The organism is Pseudomonas atacamensis, from assembly GCF_017167965.1.
GTDB lineage: Bacteria > Pseudomonadota > Gammaproteobacteria > Pseudomonadales > Pseudomonadaceae > Aquipseudomonas > Aquipseudomonas atacamensis.
The window spans coordinates 4,840,761-4,865,073 of record NZ_CP070503.1 but is presented as its reverse complement, the minus strand read 5'-3'; the positions used below and the strand labels follow the sequence as shown (position 1 = coordinate 4,865,073).

Annotated in this window: 22 protein-coding genes; 17 read left to right on the top strand and 5 right to left on the bottom strand. The window is 60.5% G+C overall.

Translation table 11 applies throughout. From position 1 onward, the window contains the following. The first annotated feature begins 19 nt into the window (after positions 1-19). The 7 genes from JWU58_RS22265 (at position 20) to JWU58_RS22235 (ending at position 7,609) form a co-directional block, all read left to right on the top strand. Entirely contained in the window at positions 20-1,021 is a 1,002-nt protein-coding gene (locus JWU58_RS22265; protein WP_041478162.1) for a response regulator, read from the top strand. A gap of 235 nt (positions 1,022-1,256) precedes the next feature. After that, positions 1,257-2,352, top strand: a protein-coding gene (gene prfB, locus JWU58_RS22260; RefSeq protein ID WP_099758102.1) for a peptide chain release factor 2 whose coding sequence is annotated in 2 segments (ribosomal slippage) — positions 1,257-1,328 and positions 1,330-2,352 — 1,095 coding nt in all. Because the reading frame shifts where the segments join, the coding sequence is not laid out codon by codon here. Positions 2,353-2,431: 79 nt separating this feature from the next. Next, positions 2,432-3,934 carry a lysine--tRNA ligase gene (gene lysS, locus JWU58_RS22255; RefSeq protein WP_122704887.1) on the top strand — a complete coding sequence of 501 codons (1,503 nt, stop codon included), beginning with the start codon at positions 2,432-2,434 and terminating at the stop codon, positions 3,932-3,934. A gap of 105 nt (positions 3,935-4,039) precedes the next feature. After that, entirely contained in the window at positions 4,040-4,753 is a 714-nt protein-coding gene (locus JWU58_RS22250) for a TetR/AcrR family transcriptional regulator (RefSeq protein ID WP_016771505.1), read from the top strand. A gap of 221 nt (positions 4,754-4,974) precedes the next feature. After that, on the top strand, positions 4,975-6,225 hold the full coding sequence (locus JWU58_RS22245) for a flavohemoglobin expression-modulating QEGLA motif protein (RefSeq protein ID WP_166554750.1): 1,251 nt from the start codon (positions 4,975-4,977) through the stop codon (positions 6,223-6,225). Positions 6,226-6,377: 152 nt separating this feature from the next. Continuing rightward, positions 6,378-7,283 (top strand): alpha/beta hydrolase, encoded by a 906-nt coding sequence (locus JWU58_RS22240; protein WP_122699370.1) that lies wholly within the window; start codon positions 6,378-6,380, stop codon positions 7,281-7,283. Next, positions 7,280-7,609: a PA3694 family proteiin gene (locus tag JWU58_RS22235; RefSeq protein WP_206420996.1), complete on the top strand. Its 330-nt coding sequence runs from the start codon at positions 7,280-7,282 to the stop codon at positions 7,607-7,609. The genes JWU58_RS22240 and JWU58_RS22235 overlap by 4 nt, the downstream gene beginning before the upstream one ends. Positions 7,610-7,782: 173 nt before the next feature. Here the strand turns inward: JWU58_RS22235 and lptF are convergent, their stop codons facing one another. From lptF to JWU58_RS22220, 3 genes are all read right to left on the bottom strand, one after another. After that, entirely contained in the window at positions 7,783-8,571 is a 789-nt protein-coding gene (gene lptF, locus JWU58_RS22230) for a lipotoxin F family OmpA-related lipoprotein LptF (protein WP_024011746.1), read from the bottom strand. 55 nt (positions 8,572-8,626) lie between these two features. Beyond that, entirely contained in the window at positions 8,627-9,031 is a 405-nt protein-coding gene (locus tag JWU58_RS22225; protein WP_024011747.1) for a DUF4398 domain-containing protein, read from the bottom strand. Positions 9,032-9,409: 378 nt separating this feature from the next. Then, positions 9,410-9,754: a hypothetical protein gene (locus JWU58_RS22220; protein ID WP_016771500.1), complete on the bottom strand. Its 345-nt coding sequence runs from the start codon at positions 9,752-9,754 to the stop codon at positions 9,410-9,412. Positions 9,755-9,967: 213 nt separating this feature from the next. Between JWU58_RS22220 and ppc the strand changes: the two genes are divergently transcribed. From ppc to JWU58_RS22185, 7 genes are all read left to right on the top strand, one after another. After that, entirely contained in the window at positions 9,968-12,598 is a 2,631-nt protein-coding gene (gene ppc / locus JWU58_RS22215; RefSeq protein WP_110645880.1) for a phosphoenolpyruvate carboxylase, read from the top strand. A gap of 300 nt (positions 12,599-12,898) precedes the next feature. Beyond that, positions 12,899-13,549: an adenylate kinase gene (gene adk, locus JWU58_RS22210; protein ID WP_123443066.1), complete on the top strand. Its 651-nt coding sequence runs from the start codon at positions 12,899-12,901 to the stop codon at positions 13,547-13,549. 95 nt (positions 13,550-13,644) lie between these two features. Beyond that, positions 13,645-14,319, top strand: a complete 675-nt coding sequence (gene tsaB, locus JWU58_RS22205; protein WP_125918686.1) for a tRNA (adenosine(37)-N6)-threonylcarbamoyltransferase complex dimerization subunit type 1 TsaB — start codon at positions 13,645-13,647, stop codon at positions 14,317-14,319. A 258-nt stretch (positions 14,320-14,577) separates the two neighbouring features. Next, positions 14,578-14,886: a hypothetical protein gene (locus JWU58_RS22200; RefSeq protein WP_016771497.1), complete on the top strand. Its 309-nt coding sequence runs from the start codon at positions 14,578-14,580 to the stop codon at positions 14,884-14,886. Then, entirely contained in the window at positions 14,886-15,746 is an 861-nt protein-coding gene (locus tag JWU58_RS22195) for a DUF72 domain-containing protein (RefSeq protein ID WP_024011753.1), read from the top strand. Before JWU58_RS22200 ends, JWU58_RS22195 begins: the two co-directional genes overlap by 1 nt. A gap of 30 nt (positions 15,747-15,776) precedes the next feature. After that, positions 15,777-16,613, top strand: coding sequence for an isocitrate lyase/PEP mutase family protein (locus JWU58_RS22190; RefSeq protein ID WP_123443064.1), 837 nt, complete (start codon positions 15,777-15,779; stop codon positions 16,611-16,613). Positions 16,614-16,615: 2 nt separating this feature from the next. Then, positions 16,616-17,308, top strand: a complete 693-nt coding sequence (locus tag JWU58_RS22185) for an extensin-like domain-containing protein (protein ID WP_123443063.1) — start codon at positions 16,616-16,618, stop codon at positions 17,306-17,308. Between the two features lie 3 nt (positions 17,309-17,311). Here JWU58_RS22185 and JWU58_RS22180 read toward each other — a convergent pair whose 3' ends face one another. Further along, a complete protein-coding gene (locus JWU58_RS22180) occupies positions 17,312-17,932 on the bottom strand; it encodes a hypothetical protein (protein ID WP_056783179.1) in 621 nt (206 codons plus the stop codon). Between the two features lie 92 nt (positions 17,933-18,024). Between JWU58_RS22180 and JWU58_RS22175 the strand changes: the two genes are divergently transcribed. Further along, positions 18,025-18,807, top strand: coding sequence for a class I SAM-dependent methyltransferase (locus JWU58_RS22175; RefSeq protein WP_123443106.1), 783 nt, complete (start codon positions 18,025-18,027; stop codon positions 18,805-18,807). A gap of 90 nt (positions 18,808-18,897) precedes the next feature. On the opposite strand, the gene JWU58_RS22170 is transcribed toward JWU58_RS22175, so the two are convergent. Then, the gene (locus tag JWU58_RS22170; RefSeq protein WP_110600151.1) at positions 18,898-19,551 is read right to left on the bottom strand and encodes a TetR/AcrR family transcriptional regulator; all 654 of its coding nucleotides are present in this window, start codon (positions 19,549-19,551) and stop codon (positions 18,898-18,900) included. Positions 19,552-19,645: 94 nt separating this feature from the next. On the opposite strand from JWU58_RS22170, the gene JWU58_RS22165 reads away from it, so the two are divergent. After that, a complete protein-coding gene (locus JWU58_RS22165) occupies positions 19,646-20,746 on the top strand; it encodes an efflux RND transporter periplasmic adaptor subunit (RefSeq protein WP_024011758.1) in 1,101 nt (366 codons plus the stop codon). A gap of 6 nt (positions 20,747-20,752) precedes the next feature. Continuing rightward, complete coding sequence (locus tag JWU58_RS22160; protein ID WP_206420995.1) at positions 20,753-23,821, top strand: efflux RND transporter permease subunit; 3,069 nt, start codon at positions 20,753-20,755, stop codon at positions 23,819-23,821. The last annotated feature ends 492 nt before the right edge of the window (positions 23,822-24,313 follow it).

The following is a 24,313-nucleotide window of genomic DNA, read 5'->3' as shown; positions in this document are numbered from 1 at the left end:
AGTACTCAGGTGACCGCTCATGAATGATTTACAGATCGACGACATTAAAACCGACGAAAACGCCGCCATGGTGTTGTTGGTGGATGATCAGGCGATGATCGGCGAAGCGGTGCGCCGTGGGCTGTCGAATCAGGAAAACATCGACTTCCACTTCTGCTCCGACCCGCAGCAGGCCATCGCCCAGGCGGTGCGGATCAAGCCGACGGTGATCCTCCAGGACCTGGTGATGCCCGGCCTCGATGGCCTGAGCCTGGTGCGCGAATACCGCAATCACCCGGCGACCAAGGACATCCCGATCATCGTCCTCTCGACCAAGGAAGACCCGCTGATCAAAAGCGCGGCGTTCTCCGCTGGCGCCAACGACTATCTGGTGAAGCTGCCGGACACCATCGAACTGGTCGCGCGGATCCGCTACCACTCGCGGTCCTACATGACATTGCTGCAGCGCGACGCCGCTTACCGAGCGTTGCGGGTCAGCCAGCAGCAGTTGCTCGACACCAACCTGGTGCTGCAAAGGCTGATGAACTCCGACGGCCTGACGGGGCTGTCCAATCGCCGCCACTTCGACGAGTACCTGGAACTGGAGTGGCGCCGTTCGCTGCGCGATCAGACGCAGCTGTCATTGCTGATGATCGACGTCGATTACTTCAAGTCGTACAACGACAGTTTTGGCCACGTTGAAGGCGATGAAGCGTTGCGCAAGGTTGCCACGGCGATCCGCGAGGCCAGCGCGCGACCATCGGATCTGCCAGCGCGTTATGGCGGCGAGGAGTTTGTACTGGTCCTGCCGAACACTTCGCCGGGAGGCGCGCGGCTGTTGGCCGAGAAACTGCGCCAGACCGTGGCGGCGTTGAAAATTCCGCACAACACGCCGGCCGAGGGCTCCAGTCTGACCATCAGCATCGGTCTGGCGACCATGGTGCCCCAGGCAGGGAGTGATTGCCGGCTGCTGATTTCGGCAGCGGATCGCGGGTTGTATCTGGCCAAGAACAATGGGCGTAATCAGGTCGGGATCGAGTAACTTTCCTGACAAAGCAGTCCCCCTGTGGGAGCGAGCCTGCTCGCGAAAGCGGTTGTGCACTCGACATTGCCGGCGGCTGGCAGGTCGCCTTCGCGAGCAGGCTCGCTCCCACAGGAGATCGCGTCAGGTCAGTGTCAAGTGAATCACCCTTACACCCGCCAGACGGGCTGCCGCGACAGCCTGTTTACGTTATACTCGCCGGCTTTCAAAAGTTCGCCAACGAGTGCTGCCCGTCATGGAAATCAACCCGATCCTGAACACCATCAAGGACCTGTCCGAGCGCTCCGAAACTATTCGGGGGTATCTTTGACTACGATCAAAAGCATGAGCGTCTGACCGAGGTCAATCGCGAGCTTGAAGATCCGAGTGTCTGGAACAAACCTGAATACGCCCAGGAGCTGGGCCGCGAGCGTGCCGCGCTGGCGCAGATCGTCGACACCCTCGACGAACTGAACGGCGGTCTGGCCGATTGCCGCGACCTGCTGGACATGGCCGTCGAAGAGAACGACGAAGGCGCAGTGGGCGATGTCGTCGCCGAGCTGGCCCGTCTCGAGGAAAATCTGGCCAAGCTGGAATTCCGCCGCATGTTCAGCCATGAAATGGACCCGAACAACGCCTACCTGGACATCCAGGCCGGTTCCGGCGGTACCGAAGCGCAGGACTGGGCCAACATCCTGTTGCGCATGTACCTGCGCTGGGCCGACAAACGCGGTTTCGACGCGACCATCATGGAACTGTCCGCCGGTGAAGTCGCCGGGATCAAGGGCGCGACCGTGCACATCAAGGGCGAATACGCCTTTGGCTGGCTGCGTACCGAGATCGGCGTGCACCGTCTGGTGCGCAAGAGCCCGTTCGACTCCGGCAACCGTCGCCATACTTCGTTCTCCGCTGTTTTCGTCTCGCCAGAGATCGATGACAAGGTGGAAATCGAAATCAACCCGGCAGACCTGCGGATCGACACCTATCGTTCCTCCGGTGCCGGTGGTCAGCACGTAAACACCACCGACTCGGCCGTACGTATCACCCACGTACCGACCAACACCGTGGTCAGCTGCCAGAACGAACGTTCCCAGCACGCCAACAAGGACACCGCGATGAAAATGCTGCGGGCCAAGTTGTACGAGCAGGAAATGCAGAAGCGCAATGCGGCCTCGCAGGCGCTGGAAGACACCAAGTCGGACATCGGCTGGGGTCACCAGATCCGCTCTTACGTGCTCGATGCCTCGCGGATCAAGGATCTGCGTACCAACATCGAACGCAGCGATTGCGACAAGGTGCTCGACGGCGACATCGACGAGTATCTGGAAGCCAGCCTGAAATCCGGCCTGTAACACCCTCTGTGGGAGCGGGCTCGCCCGCGATCCCCAGCCGAAGGCTGGGGGCAACGAACCTGATGGAATACTTAAAGACATGAGCGACCTACAACTCGACCCGCAAGCCCTGCAACAGGAAGAAAACTCCCTGATCGCCCTGCGCAAGGAAAAGCTTGCTGCCGAGCGCGCCAAGGGCAATGCCTTCCCGAACGACTTCCGCCGCGACAACTACTGCGATGCCTTGCAGAAACAGTACGCGGACAAGACCAAGGAAGAGCTGGCAGAGGCTGCAATCCCGGTCAAGGTTGCCGGTCGCATCATGCTCAACCGTGGCTCGTTCATGGTGATCCAGGACATGACCGGACGCATTCAGGTCTACGTCAACCGCAAGACGCTGTCCGAAGATACCCTGGCCGCGGTAAAAACCTGGGACATGGGCGACATCATTGCCGCCGAAGGCACCCTGGCGCGTTCCGGCAAAGGCGACCTGTACGTTGAAATGACCAACGTGCGCCTGCTGACCAAGTCGCTGCGTCCGCTGCCGGACAAGCACCACGGCCTGACCGACACCGAGCAGCGCTACCGCCAGCGTTACGTCGACCTGATCGTCAACGAAGACGTGCGCCAGACCTTCCGCGTGCGTTCGCAAGTGATCGCGCACATCCGCAGCTTCCTGATGAAGCGCGACTTCCTCGAAGTCGAAACGCCGATGCTGCAGACCATTCCCGGCGGCGCCGCAGCCAAGCCGTTCGAAACTCACCACAACGCGCTGGACATGGAAATGTTCCTGCGTATCGCACCAGAGCTGTATCTGAAGCGTCTGGTGGTTGGCGGTTTTGAAAAGGTCTTCGAGATCAACCGCAACTTCCGTAACGAAGGCGTTTCGACTCGTCACAACCCTGAGTTCACCATGTTGGAGTTCTATCAGGCGTACGCCGATTACGAAGACAACATGGACCTGACCGAAGAACTGTTCCGCGAGCTGGCGCAGCTGGTACTGGGCAGCACCGACGTGCCGTACGGCGACAAGGTGTTCCACTTCGGCGAGCCGTTCGTGCGTCTGTCAGTGTTCGACTCGATCCTCAAGTACAACCCTGAGCTGACTGCCGATGATCTGAACGACATCGACAAGGCTCGCGCCATCGCCAAGAAGGCCGGCGCCAAGGTGCTGGGCTTCGAGGGGCTGGGCAAATTGCAGGTGATGATTTTCGAAGAACTGGTCGAGCACAAGCTGGAGCAGCCGCACTTCATCACTCAGTACCCGTTCGAAGTGTCGCCGCTGGCCCGTCGTAACGACGAGAACCCGAACGTCACCGACCGCTTCGAGCTGTTCATCGGTGGTCGTGAAATCGCCAATGCCTACTCCGAGTTGAACGACGCCGAAGATCAGGCCGAGCGTTTCATGGCGCAGGTGGCCGACAAGGACGCCGGCGACGACGAAGCCATGCACTACGACGCCGACTTCGTCCGTGCGCTGGAGTACGGCATGCCGCCAACCGCCGGCGAAGGTATCGGCATCGATCGTCTGGTGATGTTGCTCACCAACTCGCCGTCGATCCGCGATGTGATCCTGTTCCCGCACATGCGACCGCAAGCGTAAACGTTTCAGTTAAAAAGCCGCCTAAAACAGGCGGCTTTTTATTGCCTGTCTGGTACAAATGTATCAATTGGTTAATTTGGCATTAGTAGAGGAAGTGCTGTCGTGATGGGTGCATTAGCTCAAGAAGGTGCAGCGGGTATCGCCACTGCGGTCGCTGAAAGTGTTCAGTACCAGGGCCGCAAGGCCAGCCGACAGGGCAGTGAGCAGCGTCGCCAGGACATTCTCGACGCCGCGATGCGCATTGTCGTGCGCGACGGCGTGCGTGCCGTGCGCCATCGTGCGGTCGCGGCGGAGGCCGGCGTGCCGCTGTCGGCGACCACGTATTACTTCAAGGACATCGATGACCTGCTCACCGATACCTTCGCCCAATACGTTGAACGCAGCGCGGCGTACATGGCCAAGTTGTGGATCAATAACGAGGGTCTGTTGCGCGAAATGGTGGTCAGCGCCGACGGCAGCCCGGAGTCGCGCTCGCAACTGGCCGATGACATCGCGCGGCTGATGGCCGATTACGTGCACCGGCAATTGATCAATCGGCGCGAGCATCTGATGGCCGAGCAGGCGTTCCGCCAGGAAGCGCTGCTCAACCCGCGTCTGGCCATTCTGGTGCGCTCGCACCAGCAGATTCTGCTGCAGGGCACCTGCCAGTTGTTCCAGGTACTGGGCTCGCGTGAACCGCAGCAGGATGCCAAGGTGTTGACGGCGATTATCGGCCGGATGGAATATCAGGGCCTGCTCAACGACGCCGAGCCGTTGGCCGAAGAGGACATGCTCGGGATCCTGACGCGGTATATGCACCTGGTGCTGGCGTCGGTCTAGCGTTTCACGCTACACCTCGTGGGAGCGAGCCGTTGATGATCGCTCCCTCGCTCCGCGTGGGAATGCATCCTGTGACGCTCTGCGTCACGCAGCAAAAAGGGACGCGGAGCGTCCCGGGCGACATTCCCACGCAGAGCGTGGGAACGATCAAAAGACTGAGTTTCAGCACGTCACGTTTTCTACAGGAGTTTCGGGTGGACGATTACCAGCAGACGATACGCATGTTGTCCGATCGCATTGTGCTGGCGCAGACGCCGATCCGCGTGCTCGATGCGGTCAAGTGGGACGACAACGTGCGCAAGGGCTTCCTCAAGGCCAAAGGCAAGGAAATGCCGGCGGTGGATCGCGACTACTACCTCAACCGCCCGCTGTCGTTCGATTCGAGCCAGGTCAAACTGGAATTCCAGAACATCGAGCGTGACATCACCCGCCAGCTCGGCCAGTTCAACCCGGTCGGGCAGATCATGCGGCGCATGTGCAAGGAATACCGCATGGTGGTGCGCATGCTCGAAGCGCGCGGCACCGAGGACTTCGGCCTGATCTCGCAGGAGCTGTACGGCGCGGCGTCCGATGCCTTCCACGCCGGTGACCCGACCCTCGCCGACCTCGGCCTGATGATGTCCGACTACCTGAACAACATCGACGGGCGCGGCGATCTGAAGGACGAGCCGAAAATCCTCACCGCCAAAGACGCGGTGCATCTGCTGCAAACCCGACTGAACAAGGTATTCGGTGAGGCCGAAGAAACCATTCGCGTGTTCGAATCCGACGGCATCGTCGCGGATGCCGCCGCAGGCGCTGACTACATCAAGATCCGCACCGACGCGCTGTTCAACGACCGCGACGTCCGTGCATTGGAAGTCCACGAAGGCCTGGTGCACGTCGGCACCACACTCAATGGCTTGAATCAGCCGATCTGCACCTTCCTGTCGAAAGGCCCGCCTTCGTCGACGGTGACCCAGGAAGGCCTGGCGATCCTGATGGAAATCATCACCTTCGCCTCTTACCCGAGTCGCCTGCGCAAACTGACTAACCGCACCCGTGCGATTCATATGGTCGAGGAGGGCGCGGACTTTTTGCAGATCTACGAATTTTTCCGCGAGCAGGGTTTCGAGATGGCCGAAAGCTACGGCAATGCCAGCCGGGTGTTCCGTGGCTCGACGCCGACCGGTCTGCCATTCACCAAAGACTTGTCCTACCTCAAGGGCTTCATCATGGTTTACAACTACATTCAGTTGGCCGTGCGCAAGGGCAAGCTCGAGCAGATTCCGCTGTTGTTCTGTGGCAAGACCACACTGGAAGACATGCGGACCTTGCGCCAACTGGTGGACGAAGGACTGGTGGTGCCGCCGAAATATCTGCCGGACCAGTTCCGGGACTTGAATGCGTTGTCGGCGTGGATGTGTTTCTCCAACTTCCTCAACCATTTGAGCCTGGACCGGATTGAGGCGGATTACTCCAATATCCTCTAGACCCACCACCGAACCCCTTGTGGGAGCGAGCCTGCTCGCGAATGCGATTTCACCTTCAACATTGATGTCGGCTGATACACCGCTTTCGCGAGCAGGCTCGCTCCCACAGGTTTGATTTGTGTTCAGTTCTCTTCTTTGCGAGGTTTCACCGGATGAGAATCCTCGGCATCCTTTGCCTGCTCTTGACCCTCGGTGGTTGCAGTTCGCTGCTGTTCTACCCGGAACCGGGCCAGATCTTCACCCCGGACAAGGCCAAACTCGAATACCGCACCGTCACCCTGATCACCGCCGATGGCTTGAAGCTCAACGCCTGGTGGCTGCCGGCCAAACCTGGCGTCGAGGTCAAAGGCACGGTCCTGCATCTGCACGGCAACGGCGGCAATCTGCCGATGCATCTGGGCGGCAGCTGGTGGTTGCCGAAGAACGGCTATCAGGTCTTGTTGGTCGACTATCGCGGCTACGGTTTGTCCGAGGGCAAGCCGAGCCTGCCGGCGATCTACCAGGACATCGACGCCGCGTTCGCCTGGCTCGACAACGCGCCCGAGGTCAAAGGCAAACCGCTGGTGCTGCTCGGGCAGAGTCTGGGCGGCGCGATGTCGGTGCATTGGCTGGCGCAGCACCCGGAGCGGCAAAAACAACTCAAGGCCCTGGTACTGGATGGCGTGCCGGCCAGTTATCGCAGTGTCGGCCAATTCGCCCTGAGCACTTCGTGGCTGACCTGGCCGCTGCAGGTGCCGCTGTCGTGGCTGGTGCCGGACGGCGACAGCGCAATCAACTCGATGGCGCAGCTGACCGGCGTGCCCAAGCTGATCTTCCACAGCATCGACGATCCGCTGGTGCCGATGGCCAACGGCATTCGCCTGTATCAGGCAGCGCCGCCGCCGCGCGTGTTGCAGCTGACCCGTGGTGGTCATGTGCAGACCTTCGGCGACCCGGTGTGGCGTCAGGTCATGCTGCGCTATCTCGACGACCCCGAACACTTCGACGGCCTGCGCCGCCTCGGCGAAATCCCCAACTATCCGCCGCCCCCGAATTCCGAAGATGAGACCCCGCAATGACTGAAGAACGTAATGCCATCCCGCTGATCATCACCGGTATCTGCAGCATCCTCGGCACCGTCGGGGCGCTGTGGTACTACGGCTACCTGCACTTTGCCAAGCCGGAGGATGCGTTGCTGCTCAGCGAATTCACCATGCTCAAGACCGTGCCGGGCGAGGACTACAAAGTCTCGCTGACGCCTGCGCCGCAAGTGGCGCAGTGCATTGATGGCGTGCTGGTGCTGTTCGATACCGAACAGAATGGCCTGACCGGGGTGCTGGTTAATGCGCAGAAGAAAGCTGTGCGTTGCATGGGTGAGGAAACTCCGCAGAAGCTTGAGCAGTAACCCCATCAAATGTGGGAGCGAGCCTGCTCGCGAATACGGTTTCACCTTCAACATTGATGTGAATGACACTCCGCTTTCGCGAGCAGGCTCGCTCCCACACGGAATCTCTGGTCGTGCATGAAAAAGCCCCGCCTGATCAACTCAGGCGGGGCTTTTGCGTTACCGGGTGAAGCTTAGTTCGAGCTCACCGAAGAACGCGGTGCTACTGGCTGGTTATCGTTGGAGATGGTCACTTCCACACGACGGTTCATCGCACGGCCCGAGACGCTGCCGTTATCCGCTACCGGGTATTCCTTGCCATAACCCTGGGCAACGATGCGCGAAGGGTCGACGCCCATCTTGATCAGGGCCATCTGCACGGAAGTCGCGCGGCGCTCGGACAGCGACTGGTTGTAGCTCGCGGTGCCGGTGCTATCGGTGTAACCCTCGACGATTACTTTGCGATCCGGGTTTTCCTGAAGGAATTGCGCCAGTTTGTTGATGTTCACCAGGCCGCTGGATTTCAGATCAGCCTTGTTGGTGGCGAACAGCACGTCACCGAAAGTCACCAGCGTACCGCGATCGGTCTGCTTGGCGTTGAGGCTGTCCTGCAGCTGTTTGATCTGCTGGTCACGGGCATCCAGACGGGCCTGGGCACGTTGGGCTGCGGCGTTTTTCAGGTTGTTTTCAGCGGTGCGCAGAGCGATGGTCTGCTTGGCCACTTCGACGCGCTGGTTGGTCAGGTAAGCCAGTTGGTCAACCTTGGCTGCGTCTTCTTTGTCCAGATAAGCCTTGTCGGCCTTGTCCAGGTAATCGCTGGCGTCTTTGGTTTCCAGGGCCGCGACTTTGCTCGCCTGTGGGTTGGCCTGCAGGCCGGCGTAGTTGGTGCGCGCCTGTTCCAGGTTCGGGTTAGGCGGGGTGGAGCAGGCAGCCAGTGCAACGCTTGCGGCCAGAAGAGCGGGAATCATCAGTTGCTTACGCATAATTTGTCGTCCTTTCTATCGGTAAGAGTTTCAGCTTTGCGGTCGAGATGCGCGCTTACTGCACAGTGCGCTGGCTTTCCTGACGCAGTTCCTGAACACCTTTCTGGGAATCCTTCACAGCCTGTTCGGCCTTGGCGGCCTGAGCCTTGCGTTCAGCGACGCGAGCGTCCCATTCAGCCTGTTCGGACAGGCGACGGGCCTCGTCATACTTCTTGTCGTGCATGGCGATTTCAGCTTGTTTCAGTTTGTCCTGAGCCTGCTTCATTTCCACCGCAGCGAACTCGGTACCGCCAGCGCTGACGGCGCTGTTGACGGCCGATTGAGTGACGGCGTACTGCTCGGTCGGAGGATTACCGGCGCAACCGGCCAGTACGAAGCTGGTGCCGATGGCCAGAGCGGCCAGTTTCAGACCGCGCAGGTGGGAAAACGAGGTTTGGGTTTTCATGGTCTTCAACTCCATTAGGCATCTCCTGAAAATACAACTAAATCCATCCTGGCAGAGGAGGCGAAAGCATCGCTTGTAGACGCGAATTGAAACGCTCGTTCCAGGCGTGGTTACCTGTTCCGACCGGCGGCATTTTTGAAAAGTTCAGAAAAGATGGCCTATCGCCAAAAATTAAATTGACCGTTTGGACAAGGCTCTGGGACGGGAACTTTGGGGCTTTGGAGCGGTACGCGCGGGTGTAATTTGTCCGTTGATAAACCAATTTTCGAACTGGAATACAGCCTATGTGGGAGCGAGCTTGCTCGCGAATGCGATGTGTCAGCCAGCGCAAATGCTGAATGAAAATCCGCATTCGCGAGCAGGCTCGCTCCCACATTTGTGATGTGTGTCGGATCAGTGCTTCTGCTTGTTCTCAGCCGAGGACAAATCATGCAGATGCCGTCGTGACAACGCCAGAAAACGCGGCGTCGGGCCAACATCTTCATACAACGGATCACCTTCCTCGTCCGTCGCTACTACCGTCGAACCCTTCACATACGGCAGGCTCGCTTCGAATTCTTCAAGCGCGGCGCCGATCAGTTCACCGAGCAGTTCCTCGGGGTGACGCTTGGGGTACATTTCGGCAATCGCCGCCAGCCTTGCGGCTGCTTCGACGTCCAGATGAATCGTGTAGCCGGTGTCGGTCAGGCGACCTTTGGCGTTTTCTTCCCAATGCTGGGCGAGTTCACGAATTTTCATGATGACCTCATTTAGCGCCTGCTGATGGCAGGCCTGGGTGAGTGTCCGGCAGCGCCGGCGGCGGGCCGTCGTACGGCTTACTGTTGAGACTAGCTTTCGCCGGCAAGGTTTAAAGTCAATTCGTCGCCTGCTTGTAAGAAGCGGCGCAGAGCGGCACTCTCTGGCAAAGCATTCGTTTCTGCGCTGTCCCCGATTACCGCTGGAGAACTGCTGATGACCGATATTGATGCACGCTTGCGCGAAGATGTTCACCTGCTCGGAGAGCTGTTGGGCAACACCATTCGAGACCAGTACGGCGAGGCGTTCCTCGACAAGATCGAGCAGATTCGCAAAGGCGCCAAGGCCGACCGGCGCGGCTCGATGGACGCTGAACTGAGCGCCAGCCTCAATCAATTGAGTGAAGACGAATTGCTTCCGGTCGCGCGGGCCTTCAACCAGTTTCTCAACCTGGCCAACATCGCCGAGCAATATCAGCTGATCCATCGCCGCGAGGAGTCGCAACCGGCGCCGTTCGAGTCGCGGGTGTTGCCGGAACTGCTCGCGCGCCTGCGCAGCGAAGGCCACAGCGCCGAGTCCCTGGCCCGGCAACTGGCGCGGCTGGAAATCGAACTGGTGCTGACCGCGCACCCGACCGAAGTGGCGCGACGCACGTTGATTCAGAAGTACGATGCAATCGCCGCGCAACTGGCCGCTCAGGATCATCGCGACCTGACCAGCGCCGAGCGCGAGCAGATCCAGAGCAAACTGCAGCGGCTGATCGCCGAAGCCTGGCACACCGAAGAAATCCGTCGCACCCGACCAACCCCGGTCGATGAAGCCAAGTGGGGCTTCGCGGTGATCGAGCATTCGTTGTGGCAGGCGATCCCCAACCATATGCGCAAAGCCGATCAGGCGCTGTTCGCCGCGACGGGTCTGCGCTTGCCGCTGGAAGCCGCACCGATCCGCTTCGCCTCATGGATGGGCGGCGACCGTGACGGCAACCCCAATGTCACCGCCGCCGTCACTCGCGAAGTGTTGTTGCTGGCGCGCTGGATGGCCGCTGATTTGTATCTGCGTGATGTCGATCATCTCGCTGCCGAACTGTCGATGCAGCAGGCCAGCGACGCGCTGAAGGCCAAGGCCGGCGACAGCGCCGAACCCTATCGCGCGGTGCTCAAGCAATTGCGCGAACGCCTGCGCGCTACACGCAATTGGGCGCACGCTGCATTGACCGCGCCGACCCCGGCCACCGCCGATGTGCTGCACGACAATCGCGATCTGCTTGAGCCTTTGCAGTTGTGTTTCAACTCGCTGCACGAGTGCGGCATGGGCGTCATCGCCGACGGGCCGTTGCTCGACTGCCTGCGTCGGGCGGTGACGTTCGGCCTGTTTCTGGTGCGCCTCGATGTGCGTCAGGATTCAACGCGGCACAGCTCGGCAATGACGGAAATCACCGATTACCTCGGCCTCGGCCGCTACGAAGATTGGGATGAAGAACAGCGCATCAACTTCCTCACCGAGGAGCTGAGCAACCGTCGACCGTTGCTGCCCGCGCATTTCAAACCGTCGGCCGACACTGCTGAAGTGCTCAACACCTGCAAGGAAATCGCTGCCGCGCCTGCTGCTTCGCTGGGCTCCTACGTGATCTCCATGGCTGGCGCGGCTTCCGATGTGCTCGCGGTGCAACTGCTGCTCAAGGAATCCGGCGTATTGCGGCCGATGCGCGTGGTGCCGCTGTTCGAAACCCTCGCCGACCTCGACAACGCCGGGCCGGTGATGGAACGTCTGCTGCTGTTGCCGGGCTATCGCGCGCGTTTGCACGGCCCGCAGGAAGTGATGATCGGCTATTCCGACTCGGCCAAGGACGCCGGCACCACCGCTGCGGCGTGGGCGCAATATCGCGCGCAGGAACGACTGGTGGAAATCTGCCGTGAGCAGCAAGTCGAGCTGCTGCTGTTCCACGGTCGCGGCGGCACCGTTGGCCGTGGTGGCGGTCCGGCGCACGCGGCGATTCTGTCGCAACCACCGGGTTCGGTGGCCGGGCGTTTCCGTACTACCGAACAGGGCGAAATGATTCGTTTCAAATTCGGCCTGCCGGACATCGCCGAGCAAAACCTCAATCTGTATCTGGCCGCCGTGCTCGAAGCGACCTTGCTGCCACCGCCGCCGCCGACTCCGGAATGGCGCCATCTGATGGACGAATTGGCGGCGGACGGTGTCAGCGCTTACCGCCAGGTGGTGCGGGAAAATCCGCAATTCGTTGAGTACTTCCGTCAGTCGACCCCAGAGCAGGAGCTGGGACGTTTGCCGCTCGGCAGTCGCCCGGCCAAACGCCGTGCCGGCGGTATCGAAAGCCTGCGGGCAATTCCGTGGATCTTCGGTTGGACCCAGACGCGACTGATGCTGCCGGCCTGGCTGGGTTGGGAGACGGCGCTGAGCAAGGCGCTGGAGCGCGGCGAAGGTGAGCTGCTGGGGCAGATGCGCGAACAGTGGCCGTTCTTCCGCACTCGTATCGACATGCTGGAAATGGTTCTGGCCAAGGCCGACGCGGATATTGCGCAGTCCTACGACGAACGTTTGGTCGAGGCTGATCTGCTGCCGTTGGGCGCGCAGTTACGCGACCTATTGTCGCAGGCATGCACCGTCGTGCTTGGCCTGACCGGGCAGTCGCAGCTGCTGGCGCACAGCCCCGACACCCTCGAATTCATCCGCTTGCGCAACACCTACCTCGACCCGCTGCATCTATTGCAGGCCGAGCTGTTGGCGCGTTCGCGGCAGCAGGATGTCGAGCAGGGCAGCCCGGTGGAACAGGCGCTGCTGGTGTCTGTAGCAGGGATTGCCGCCGGATTGCGCAATACCGGCTAAGGTTGCTGAGCACCTCTGGCGGCGTTCGCGACAAGGGTCGGATGCCGCTTCTCCTGGCGTAGGAAAGTGCCGCGAAGCGACAGTTATTGATGGGGTTGCGACTTGGGTTACCGCGTCGCGAGGTCACGGCGGGCGTCGGTTTCTCCGACTTTTGGCGTCTTGTGTGGGCGCAGCCTGCTGTGTATCTTGATCAGCCTTTGGCCGTTTGTGCGGCCACGACCCGTATTTTCAGGATCCGCCTGTTACGAGCGAATCCTTTGTTTTGTAAAGCTTTTATATAAAAAATTGAGGAGCACATCGATGCGCGTCATTCTGCTGGGAGCTCCCGGGGCCGGTAAAGGTACTCAGGCAAAGTTCATCACCGAGAAATTCGGCATTCCGCAAATCTCCACCGGCGACATGCTGCGCGCTGCGGTCAAGGCTGGCACTCCACTGGGCGTGCAAGCCAAGAGCATCATGGATGCCGGCGGCCTGGTGTCGGATGACCTGATCATCGCGCTGGTCAAGGACCGCATCGCTCAACCTGATTGCGCCAAAGGTTTCCTGTTCGACGGCTTCCCGCGCACCATTCCGCAGGCTGAAGCGCTGGTCACTGCCGGCGTCGAGCTGGACGCTGTGGTTGAAATCGCTGTTGAAGACGAAGAAATCGTCCAGCGCATCGCCGGTCGCCGTGTTCACGAAGCCAGCGGCCGCGTTTACCACATCGTCTACAACCCGCCGAAACTGGCTGGCAAGGACGACATCACCGGCGAAGAGCTGGTGCAGCGCAAGGACGACACCGAAGAAACCGTGCGTCATCGCCTGTCGGTCTACCATTCGCAGACCAAACCGCTGGTGGATTTCTATAAGAACCTTTCCGCCAGCAACGGCGGCAAGCCAAAGTACAGCCACATCGAAGGCGTGGGTTCGGTCGATGCAATCACCGCCAAGGTGTTGGCCGCGCTGAGCTGAAAAGTCTGATCGGCTGCATCATCCACGGCCCGCTTGCGGGCCGTAGTTGTTTATACTGACGCACTTTTTTCCCCACCCCTGTTTTGGAAACATCGATGAGCACCTTGCTGGCCCTGGACACCGCGACTGAAGCTTGCTCCGTTGCCTTGCTGCATGACGGCAAGGTCACGAGCCATTACGAGGTGATCCCGCGCCTGCACGCGCAGAAGCTGCTGCCGATGATCCAGCAATTGCTTGCCGATGCGGGCACCACGTTGCAAGCGGTCGACGCGATTGCCTTCGGCCGTGGCCCGGGCGCGTTCACGGGTGTGCGCATTGCCATCGGTGTGGTGCAGGGTTTGGCCTTTGCTCTGGATCGTCCGGTATTGCCGGTATCCAACCTTGCCGTGCTCGCCCAGCGTGCCTTTCGTGAACATGGCGTAAGCCAAGTGGCAGCCGCCATCGATGCGCGGATGGATGAGGTGTATTGGGGCTGCTACCGCGAGACGGCGGGGGAGATGCGTCTGGTTGGTGCCGAAGCCGTTCTACCACCGGAAGTCGCCGCGCTGCCGGCTGACGCCAATGGCGATTGGTTCGGTGCCGGTACCGGTTGGAGTTATGGTGAGCGCATCGCGGTCAATCTGAGCGGCTCTGACGCTGGCATGCTGCCCCACGCCGAAGACCTGTTGACCCTGGCGCGTTTCGCCTGGGAGCGCGGTGAGGCGATCCCGGCAGATGACGCCCAGCCGGTCTACCTGCGCGATAAAGTAGCCACCCCGAAAGCCCGATGATTCGACACTTTCTCCTGTAGGAGCGAGCCTGCTCGCGAAGGCTTCTGGTCAGTCAATGCATGTGTTGAATGTGCTGGACCCTTCGCGAGCAGGCTCGCTCCCACAGGTTCGCTGGTCACATACAAATATCGCCAATCGTCAGTTTCTGCCCCCTCGCTTAAAACCTTTTGCGCTTTATGTGTTCTAGTTATCACTCGGCAGTTTGCTAAGTCGGTCAAGTGCCGCTAAATTGCCATCATCGATACCGAGCATGACATTATGCGTATAGACGGCGTTTCCACTCAGTCCTACCCCATCAAGCGCAAGCCGCGTAAAGGCAATGCGGCGCTGGATGAGTCCGTCGAGATTATCGATGGCGAGCTGGAATTTCCGAGCGAGGAGCAACTGGCTGCTCGCGCCGCGCAAGCCACCGCGCAACGCCTGAGCAACCTGCCTGCCCGTCAACAAGACATGATCTACCACCGCGCGATGAAGAAGAGCGTAGCCATGGCTCTGGCCAGCTACCTGAGCACCGCCGGTTTTGTCGATTGGGACGCAGACGTGCTGGGCCTCGATCTGTATATCTGATGGATCTGCCTTACTACCTCGGTTGCCCGTCCTGGAGCGAAAATGCCTGGCGCGAGTATCTGTATCCGGTAGACGCAAAAACCTCCGACTTTCTCGCTCTCTACTGCCAGGTGTTCAACGCCGTCGAAGGCAACACCACCTTCTACGCCAGTCCATCGCCGGCTACCGTCCAGCGCTGGGCCGAGATCATGCCGGCACACTTTCGCTTCACTGCCAAATTCCCCGGCGACATCAGCCACAGCGGCGACTTGCGTGAGCAACTGACCGCTGCCGAAACCTTCCTGCAATTACTCAAGCCGTTAGGCGAACGTGTTTCGCCGCTGTGGCTGCAACTGTCGAAAAGCTTCACGCCGCAGCGTCTGCCGGAGCTCGCGGCGTTTATCGATGCACTGGATTGCCCGCTTGCGGTCGAGGTGCGCAATGAACAGTTCTTCGCCAAGGGCGAGAGCGAGCGTCTGCTCAATCGTCTGTTGCTGGATCGCGGTGTCGAGCGCATCTGTCTCGACCCGCGCGCGCTGTTCAGCTGCTTGTCGACCGAGTCCTCGGTGATCCACGCGCAGTCAAAAAAACCGCGTGTACCGACGCGTCCGGCGGCGTTCACGCAGTTTCCACAGGTGCGTTTCATCGGCCATCCCGAGCTTGAGGCCAACGATGCGTTTCTTGTGCCGTGGGTGGCGAAAGTCGCTGAATGGATCGAAGAGGGCCGCACGCCCTACGTCTTTCTGCATACCGCCGACAACCTGTTGGCAGCGAAACTGGCGCAACGTTTTCACGCACAACTGATGCAACGTTTGCCTGGCTTGCCCGCGCTGCCTGAGCTATACAGAGAACCCGCCGCCGAGCAGCTTGGCTTGCTCTGAGGCGGGTTTTTTCTGCCCGGGAGCCCGTCGATGAACGTCCAAGTCAGTCAGCAGCAACTCCTCAAAGCCCAAGCCTTCAAGGCCCTGCATGATCGCCAGAGGATCTTCGTCATCCCCAATCCGTGGGATGCCGGCTCGGCGAAGATGCTCGCCAGTCTTGGTTATCAGGCCTTGGCCACCACCAGCGCCGGTTACGCGTTTTCCCAGGGCAAGGCTGATGGCGCACTGAGTCTCGACGAGACCTTGGCCAATGTCCGCGCGATTGTCGCGGCGACGGATCTGCCGGTGGCGGTGGATCTGGAAAACGGCTTTGCCGATGATCCGCTGGAGTCTGCGCAGAGTCTTCTCCGTGCCGCCGAGGCGGGCGCGGTGGGCGGGTCGATCGAGGACGCTACGGGACGTCCGGACGCGCCGATCTATTGCTTCGAACACGCCGTCGCACGGATTGAAGCCGCCGTCGCGGCGGTGCGCACCCTGCCGTTTCCCTTCATCCTCACGGCTCGCGCGGAAAATTACCTGCACGGTAATCCCGATCTCGACGACACCATTCGCCGTTTGCAGGCATTTGCCGCGGCGGGTGCCGACGTGCTCTATGCGCCGGGTTTGCGCAGCGCCGAAGAAGTGCTGGCAGTGGTGCGAGCCGTGGCGCCGAAGCCGATCAACGTTTTGATGTCTGGCGGTTTGAAACTGACCGTGCAACAGCTCGAGGAACTGGGCGTACGCCGCATCAGCACCGGCTCGGCACTGGCGCTGGCGGCGTTCGGCGAGCTCTTCCGCGCTGCTGAAGAAATCCAGCAATCCGGCACCTTTGGTTTCACGTCACAGTCGATGCCGTACGCCAAGGCCAATCAATTCTTCAAGGACTGAGCATGGGACGTTGGCTGTTCTGGGGGGTGTTGCTCGCGATGGGTGGCGCAGCGGTGAGTGTCTGGCGCGGCTGGCTGGAGGTGCCGCCGCAGTGGAACCCGTGGGCGCCATTGGACATAAAAGCCGCGCCCAACTGGCTGACCGGTTACAAACTCATGCGCCTGCGCAGTGATCCCGAGCTTTGCGCACAGGCGCTGAGCAGCTCGGATCTGCGCGTCAGCCCCCAGGCCGACAGCCCGGGCGCCAAGTGTCCGCTGATCGCTGCTCTGCGGGTGCAGGGCGGTGAAGTGGCGCTGAGCAGCAGTTTCATCGCCAGTTGCCCGCTGGCGGTGGCCTACGCAATGTTTGAACACCACACCCTGCAACCGGCGGCGCAATCGCTTTATGGACAGAAAGTGGCGCGGGTCGATCACCTCGGCAGCTTCGCCTGTCGCAATGTCTACAACCGTGAGAGCGGCGCTCTCAGCCGACATGCGAGTGCCGACGCGCTGGACATCGCTGGTTTCCGCCTGGCTGACGGACGCACGATCAGCGTGCTCAAGGATTGGCCCAAGCAGAATCAGGACGCAGAGTTTCTGCGCCAGCTGCGTGACGGCGCCTGCGAGTCATTCAGTGTGGTGTTGAGCCCGGATTACAACGCCGCTCATCGCAATCACTTTCATGTCGATGTCGGGCGCTGGAGCGTGTGTCGCTGAGGATCAGGCGGCGAGGCGCAGGTTCTGCAGAACGATCGGGCGCGCCCAGCCATTATCGAAGTCCAGGGCTTTCTGTTGCTCGACGATTTCTTCCGGCGGGAACGGCGGGTAAGGCTTCTGCAGCAAGTCCAGGTCGAACTCGGCGATCGGCAGGTACAACGGACGTTTCTGCGGAGCAGGGCCTGGCTCCGGCACTGGCTGGCCATTGTTGATCACAATCGGGCGTACCCAGCTGCTGTCGAAATCCTGTTGCTCTTGCTGGGCTTTGAGTTCTTCTGGCGGGAACGGTGGGAACGGCTTGTCCAGCAGCTCCATTTCGAACTCGGCGATCGGCAGGAACAGTGGCTCTGGCGGGCGAACCTGGGTTTCGACCACATCGCACTCACGCTGGCTGACGATGTGCGCGTGCAGCTCGCTGCCAACGGTTGGTTCTTCCGGGCTGTTCAGGTCAACCGGTGGAAACGTGCCACAGGCAGGCACCACTTCACTCGTCTGTTCGGCCAGGGCCTGGGCAAAGAAATCCTGCCACAGGTGACTGACGCCGCTCAGTGCTTGAGTGTTATGACGGCTGAAGTCGCCATGGGGCGAAACGTAGCCAATCGATGTGGGAAGAATGCCTGACATTTTTTTCGGTTGACGCTCAGCTCTGGCAAAATGCGCGTTGAATGGTTTATCGGCGGTTTTTGTCGATCCTTAACTTTTTTGAGCGTTTTTTCATGATCGAGTCACCCGCGGCCTGCCGCATCCATGTCCAGGCCCTCGCCCCAGCGTTTCAAACGCAAGCCGCACACTGGGCCGAACGTCTCGGCCTGCCGCTCGGCGAGGCCGACGGTGAGTTCGCCTTGCAGGTCGGCGAGCAGGGTTTGCAGTTGCAGCAGCTTGGCCCGGACGCCCCGGGGCCGGTGCGGGTCGACTTTGTCGAGGGCGGTGCGGCTCATCGTCGTTTGTATGGCGGCGGCAGCGGGCAGATGATCGCTAAAGCGGTCGGCATCGCCCAAGGCGTGCGCCCGCGCGTCCTCGATGCCACGGCGGGGCTGGGCAAGGACGCGTTTGTGTTGGCCAGTCTCGGTTGTGAAATGAGCCTGATCGAGCGCCAGCCGCTGATCGGCGCACTGCTTGAGGACGGCTTGGCCCGGGCGGCAGAAGATTTCGATGTAGCGCCGATCGTGGCGCGGATGAAATTGCTCAAGGGCAACTCCATCGAAGTGATGCGCAGTTGGGAAGGGGAGGCGCCGCAGGTGATCTACCTCGATCCGATGTTCCCGCATCGCGAGAAAACCGCGCTGGTGAAAAAGGAAATGCGCCTGTTCCGCCCGCTGGTTGGCGATGACCCGGATGCCCCGGCCTTGCTTGAAGCCGCGCTGGCGCTGGCCACGCACCGGGTGGTGGTCAAGCGCCCGCGCAAGGCACCGTGCATCGAAGGGCCGAAACCGAGCCATGCGCTGGATGGCAAATCGAGCCGGTATGACATTTATCCGAAGAAAGCGCTGAAGCCCTAGAAGCAGCTGCAAGCTGCAAGCTGCAAGCTGCAAGCTGCAAGCCAGAGCCAGAGCCAAGTCACTGCTTTTGCTTTTTCTTGCAGCTTGTAGCTAGAAGCTCGCAGCTGCTCCTCCCCCATAGGCCCTCATAAACAACCCCACCACCTCCCGCACATGCCGTTCCGCTGCTTCTCCAGTCAGCGGCTCGCCGCAGCCGTACAACAAACGAAAATTTCCCGCCCCTTTGATCAGGCAGAAGAAGTGCTCGGCGGCGTTGCGTGGCTGGTCGATGCTCAGCGCGCCGGTTGCATGGATTTTCGCCAGGAGACCTTCCATGCCGTTGACCACGCGCTCTGGGCCGGCCTCGAAGAAGATCAGCGACAGCTTCGGGTCCTGACTGCCCAGCGCCATGATCAGACGATGCAGGTTTACCGATTCATCGCTGTTGATCAGGTGGTGGAAGCCTCGGGCAATGTTCAGCAATACATTTTCCACCGGGATGCCGTCCGGCAATTCGAAGAACAGCGGTGGCAATTGTTCCTCGCATTTGGCGACGACGGCGGCGGAGAACAGCGTCTCCTTGTCATTGAAATGGCTGTAGACCGTCAGCTTCGACACGCCGGCCTCGCTGGCCACCGCGTCCATGCTGGTGTTGGCGTAGCCATGGCAGAGAAACAGGGTTTTCGCCGCATCCAGGATCGCCTGGCGTTTGGCCAGATCCTTGGGGCGGCCCGGGCCGTTTGGAGCTGAAAGATTGTTCGACATTCTTCGCTTTTAATACTGGACTGGTGAGTTTGCTATTAATACCATACCCGCCAGTATAAATATTCCAAGCCTCATTCGCGAAAGGTCCGTCACCATGTTCCGCCATGCGTTGTCCTTTGCCGTGCCAGTCAGTCTGGCGTTCCTGTTATCGGCGTGCGGTCAGGAAGAGGTGACCAAAGTCACCGTACGCCCGGCCATGGTGGTACAGCCCGAGCCTTCGGCGCAGGCGATGGAAAGTTATCCGGGCGAGGTGCGTGCCCGTTATGAGCCTGATCTGGCGTTCCGCATCGGCGGCAAAGTCAGCCGACGACTGGTCGACGAAGGCCAGCGCGTCAAGGCCGATCAGCCCTTGGCCGAACTCGATCCGCAGGATGTGCGCCTGCAACTGGAAGCCACCCGCGCGCAGGTTGCCGCCGCCGAGGCCAATCTGAACCTGGTCCGCGCCGAACGGGATCGCTATAAAACCCTGATGGATCGGCAGATGGTCAGCCGCTCGGCCTACGACAACGCCGAAAATCTATATCGCTCTGGCGAAGCCCGCCTTAAACAAATCAAAGCCGAATTCAACGTTTCGACCAACCAGGCCAGTTACGCGGTGCTGCGTGCGCCACAGGATGGCGTGGTGGCCAAGCGTTCGGTGGAAGTCGGTCAGGTGGTCGCTGCCGGGCAAACCGTGTTCACACTCGCCACCGATGGTGAGCGCGAAGTGTTGATCAGCCTGCCGGAGCAAAGCTTCGGCCGCTTCAAGGTCGGTCAGCCAGTGACCGTGGAATTGTGGGCGCAGCAGAATCAGCGGTTTGCCGGGCAGATCCGAGAGTTGTCGCCATCCGCCGATCCGCGCTCGCGCACTTTTGCCGCGCGTATCTCGTTCACCAGCGGCAAAGTCCCGGCCGAGCTGGGGCAGAGCGCCCGGGTGTTCGTGCAAGCGGCTGACAGTGTCTCGTTGTCGATACCGCTTTCCGCGCTGACCGCTGAAAACGGCGCGACTTACGTCTGGGTGGTCAACGGCAACAACACGTTGAAGAAAACCCCGGTGCGGGTCGGTCCGTTCGGCGAGAAAAGCGTGGCGGTGCTCGAGGGCCTGAATGCCAGCGACTGGGTGGTGGCTGCCGGCGTTCACGTATTGCTCGACGGCCAGCAGGTGCGACCAGTGGATCGCTCCAATCGTGTGGTCAATCTGGCGAACAAGGAGTAAGCCCCGATGCGCTTCAACCTCTCCGAATGGGCGTTGCGTAATCGCCAGATCGTACTGTTCCTGATGCTTTTGCTCGCCGTTGTCGGCGCGTTGTCCTACACCAAACTCGGCCAGAGTGAAGACCCGCCGTTCACTTTCAAGGCGATGGTCATTCAGACCCGCTGGCCCGGTGCGACCGCGCAGGAGGTCTCGCGCCAGGTCACTGAACGTATCGAAAAGAAGCTGATGGAAACCGGCGAGTACGAACGCATCATGTCGTTCTCCCGCCCCGGTGAATCCCAGGTCACCTTCATCGCCCGCGACTCGATGCACTCCAAGCAGATCCCTGATCTCTGGTACCAGTTGCGCAAGAAGGTCGGCGACATTCGCCAGACTTTGCCGCCGGGAATTCAGGGGCCGTTCTTCAACGATGAGTTCGGCACCACCTTCGGCAATATCTATGCGTTGACCGGCGACGGTTTCGACTACGCCGTGCTCAAGGATTACGCCGACCGCATCCAGATTCAGCTGCAGCGGGTCAAGGACGTCGGCAAGGTCGAACTGCTTGGGTTGCAGGACGAGAAAATCTGGGTCGAGCTGTCCAACGTCAAACTCGCCACTCTTGGCTTGCCGCTGGCGGCGGTGCAGCAGGCGCTGGAGGAACAGAACGCGGTATCCACGGCGGGGTTCTTCGAAACCGGCAGCGAGCGCTTGCAGCTACGCGTCTCGGGGAATTTTCAGACAGTCGATGAGATAAAGAACTTTCCGATCCGCGTCGCCGATCGTACGTTCCGCATCTCCGATATCGCCGATGTGCGTCGCGGTTTCAGCGACCCACCGGCGCCGCGCATGCGTTTCATGGGCGACGACGCGATCGGTCTGGCCGTGGCGATGAAGGACGGCGGCGACATTCTGGTGCTGGGCAAGGCACTGGAGGGCGAGTTTTCGCGCATTCAGAAAAACCTTCCGGCCGGCATGCAGCTGCGCAAGGTGTCCGATCAGCCGGCAGCGGTAAAAACCGGCGTCGGCGAGTTCGTTCAGGTGTTGGTCGAAGCGCTGGCGATCGTCTTGCTGGTGAGCTTCTTTTCCCTCGGTGTGCGCACCGGCATGGTCGTCGCGCTGACCATTCCGCTGGTGCTGGCGATGACCTTCGCTTGCATGTATTACCTCGGCATCGGCCTGCACAAGATTTCCCTCGGTGCGCTGGTGCTGGCGCTGGGCTTGTTGGTGGATGACGCGATCATTGCCGTGGAAATGATGGCGATCAAAATGGAGCAGGGCTTCGACCGCATTCGCGCGGCGAGTTACGCCTGGACCAGCACCGCATTCCCGATGCTCACCGGCACGCTGATCACCGCCGCCGGCTTCCTGCCGATTGCCACTGCGCAGTCCGGCACCGGCGAATACACCCGTTCGATTTTCCAGGTAGTGACCATTGCCTTGCTCGCCTCATGGGTCGCGGCGGTGATGTTCGTGCCGTATCTGGGGGAAAAACTCCTGCCGGATCTGGCGAAAATTCACGCGGCAAAACACGGCACTGGCGATGGTCAACCGGATCCGTATGCCACGCCGTTTTATCAGCGCGTCCGGCGTCTGGTGGAGTGGTGCGTGGCCCATCGCAAGACTGTGATCGTGCTGACTGTGGGCCTGTTCATTGCCTCGGTGATGCTGTTCCGTTTCGTCCCGCAGCAGTTCTTCCCGGCTTCGAACCGGCTGGAGTTGATGGTCGACCTGAAACTGGCCGAAGGCGTTTCGCTGGCCAACACCACCAGTGAAGTCAAACGCCTCGAAGCGCTGCTCAAGGAGCACGCGGGCATCGACAATTATGTGGCCTATGTCGGCACCGGTTCGCCACGCTTTTATCTGCCGCTGGATCAGCAACTGCCGGCGGCGAGTTTTGCCCAGTTCGTGGTGTTGGCAAAAACCATCGAAGAGCGTGAAGCGCTGCGCAGTTGGTTGATCGAAACCCTCAACGAACAGTTTCCGGCTCTGCGTTCGCGGGTCACCCGTTTGGAAAACGGCCCGCCGGTTGGCTATCCGGTGCAGTTCCGCGTCACGGGCGAGCACATCGAAGAAGTCCGTGCGTTGGCGCGCAAGGTGGCAGCAAAGGTTCGCGAGAATCCGCATGTGGTCAACGTGCACCTGGATTGGGAAGAACCGAGCAAAGTTGTTTATCTGAACATCGATCAGGATCGCGCCCGCGCCCTCGGTGTGAGCACCGCCAATCTGGCGAAATTCCTGCAGAGTTCGCTGGTCGGCTCGACGGTCAGCCAGTACCGCGAAGACAACGAATTGATCGAGATTCTGCTGCGCGGCACCGTGCACGAGCGCACTGAATTGTCGTTGTTGCCGAGCCTGGCGGTGCCGACCGATAACGGTCGCAGTGTGGCGTTGTCGCAGATTGCCACGCTGGAATACGGGTTTGAGGAAGGCATCATCTGGCACCGCAATCGGCTGCCGAACGTGACCGTGCGCGCGGACATTTATGGCAAGGAACAACCGGCGACGCTGGTCAAGCAGATCATGCCGACGCTGGACCCGATTCGCGCTGAGTTGCCCGATGGTTATCTGCTGGATGTCGGCGGCACGGTGGAGGATTCCGAGCGCGGGCAGAAGTCGGTGAATGCCGGGGTGCCGATGTTCATTGTCGTGGTGCTGACCTTGCTGATGGTGCAGTTGCGCAGTTTCTCGCGTACGGCGATGGTGTTTCTGACGGCGCCGTTGGGCTTGATCGGGGTGACCCTGTTTCTGATGGTGTTCCGGCAGCCGTTCGGGTTTGTGGCGATGCTCGGGACTATCGCGTTGTCCGGGATGATCATGCGCAATTCGGTGATTCTGGTCGATCAGATCGAGCAGGATATTGCTTCGGGGCTCAGGCCCTGGCAGGCGATTATCGAGGCTACGGTGCGGCGCTTCAGGCCGATTGTATTGACGGCGCTGGCGGCGGTGCTGGCGATGATTCCGCTGTCGCGCAGTGTGTTTTTCGGGCCGATGGCGGTGGCGATCATGGGCGGGCTGATTGTTGCGACTGCGCTGACGCTGTTGTTTTTGCCGGCGTTGTATGCGGCCTGGTTTCGGGTGCGTAAGGAGGCTTGAGGTTTTTGTGTCGTGGCGGCCTTCGGGCCGACCATGACGTGGGGTTTTGGGTGTATATCCGTTGCTGTGGGTGTTGCTGATTACGGTTCCGCCCTTACGGCGGGTCACCTTTTTCAAACGCCAAAAAGGTAACCCAAAACGCTTGCTCCTACGTTCGGCCCTCGCAGGCTCGGGTTCCTTCGCTGCGGGATCGATCCGGGCGCAGCGGCTCCGGTTTGCTTCGCTGCACCTCCTTCCGCTGTGTCTGGCTGCGCCAGACGGTCGCTGCGCTCCCACGCCCGGATCAATCCCTCCACTCAGCCTTCCGACGTCGCCGGTGGATCAAGATCAAGAGCACTCGAGCTTGCGCTCATTGTTGAGTGGGGCGGCTTTGCCGCGGGCAGCTGCGCTGCTTTGCTTTTGTGGGAGCGAGCCTGCTCGCGAAGGCGGTCTGACAGCCAATTCATTTCGAATCGCCAATTCACGCTGCCTTCCTACAGCTTTTTCAGAGTC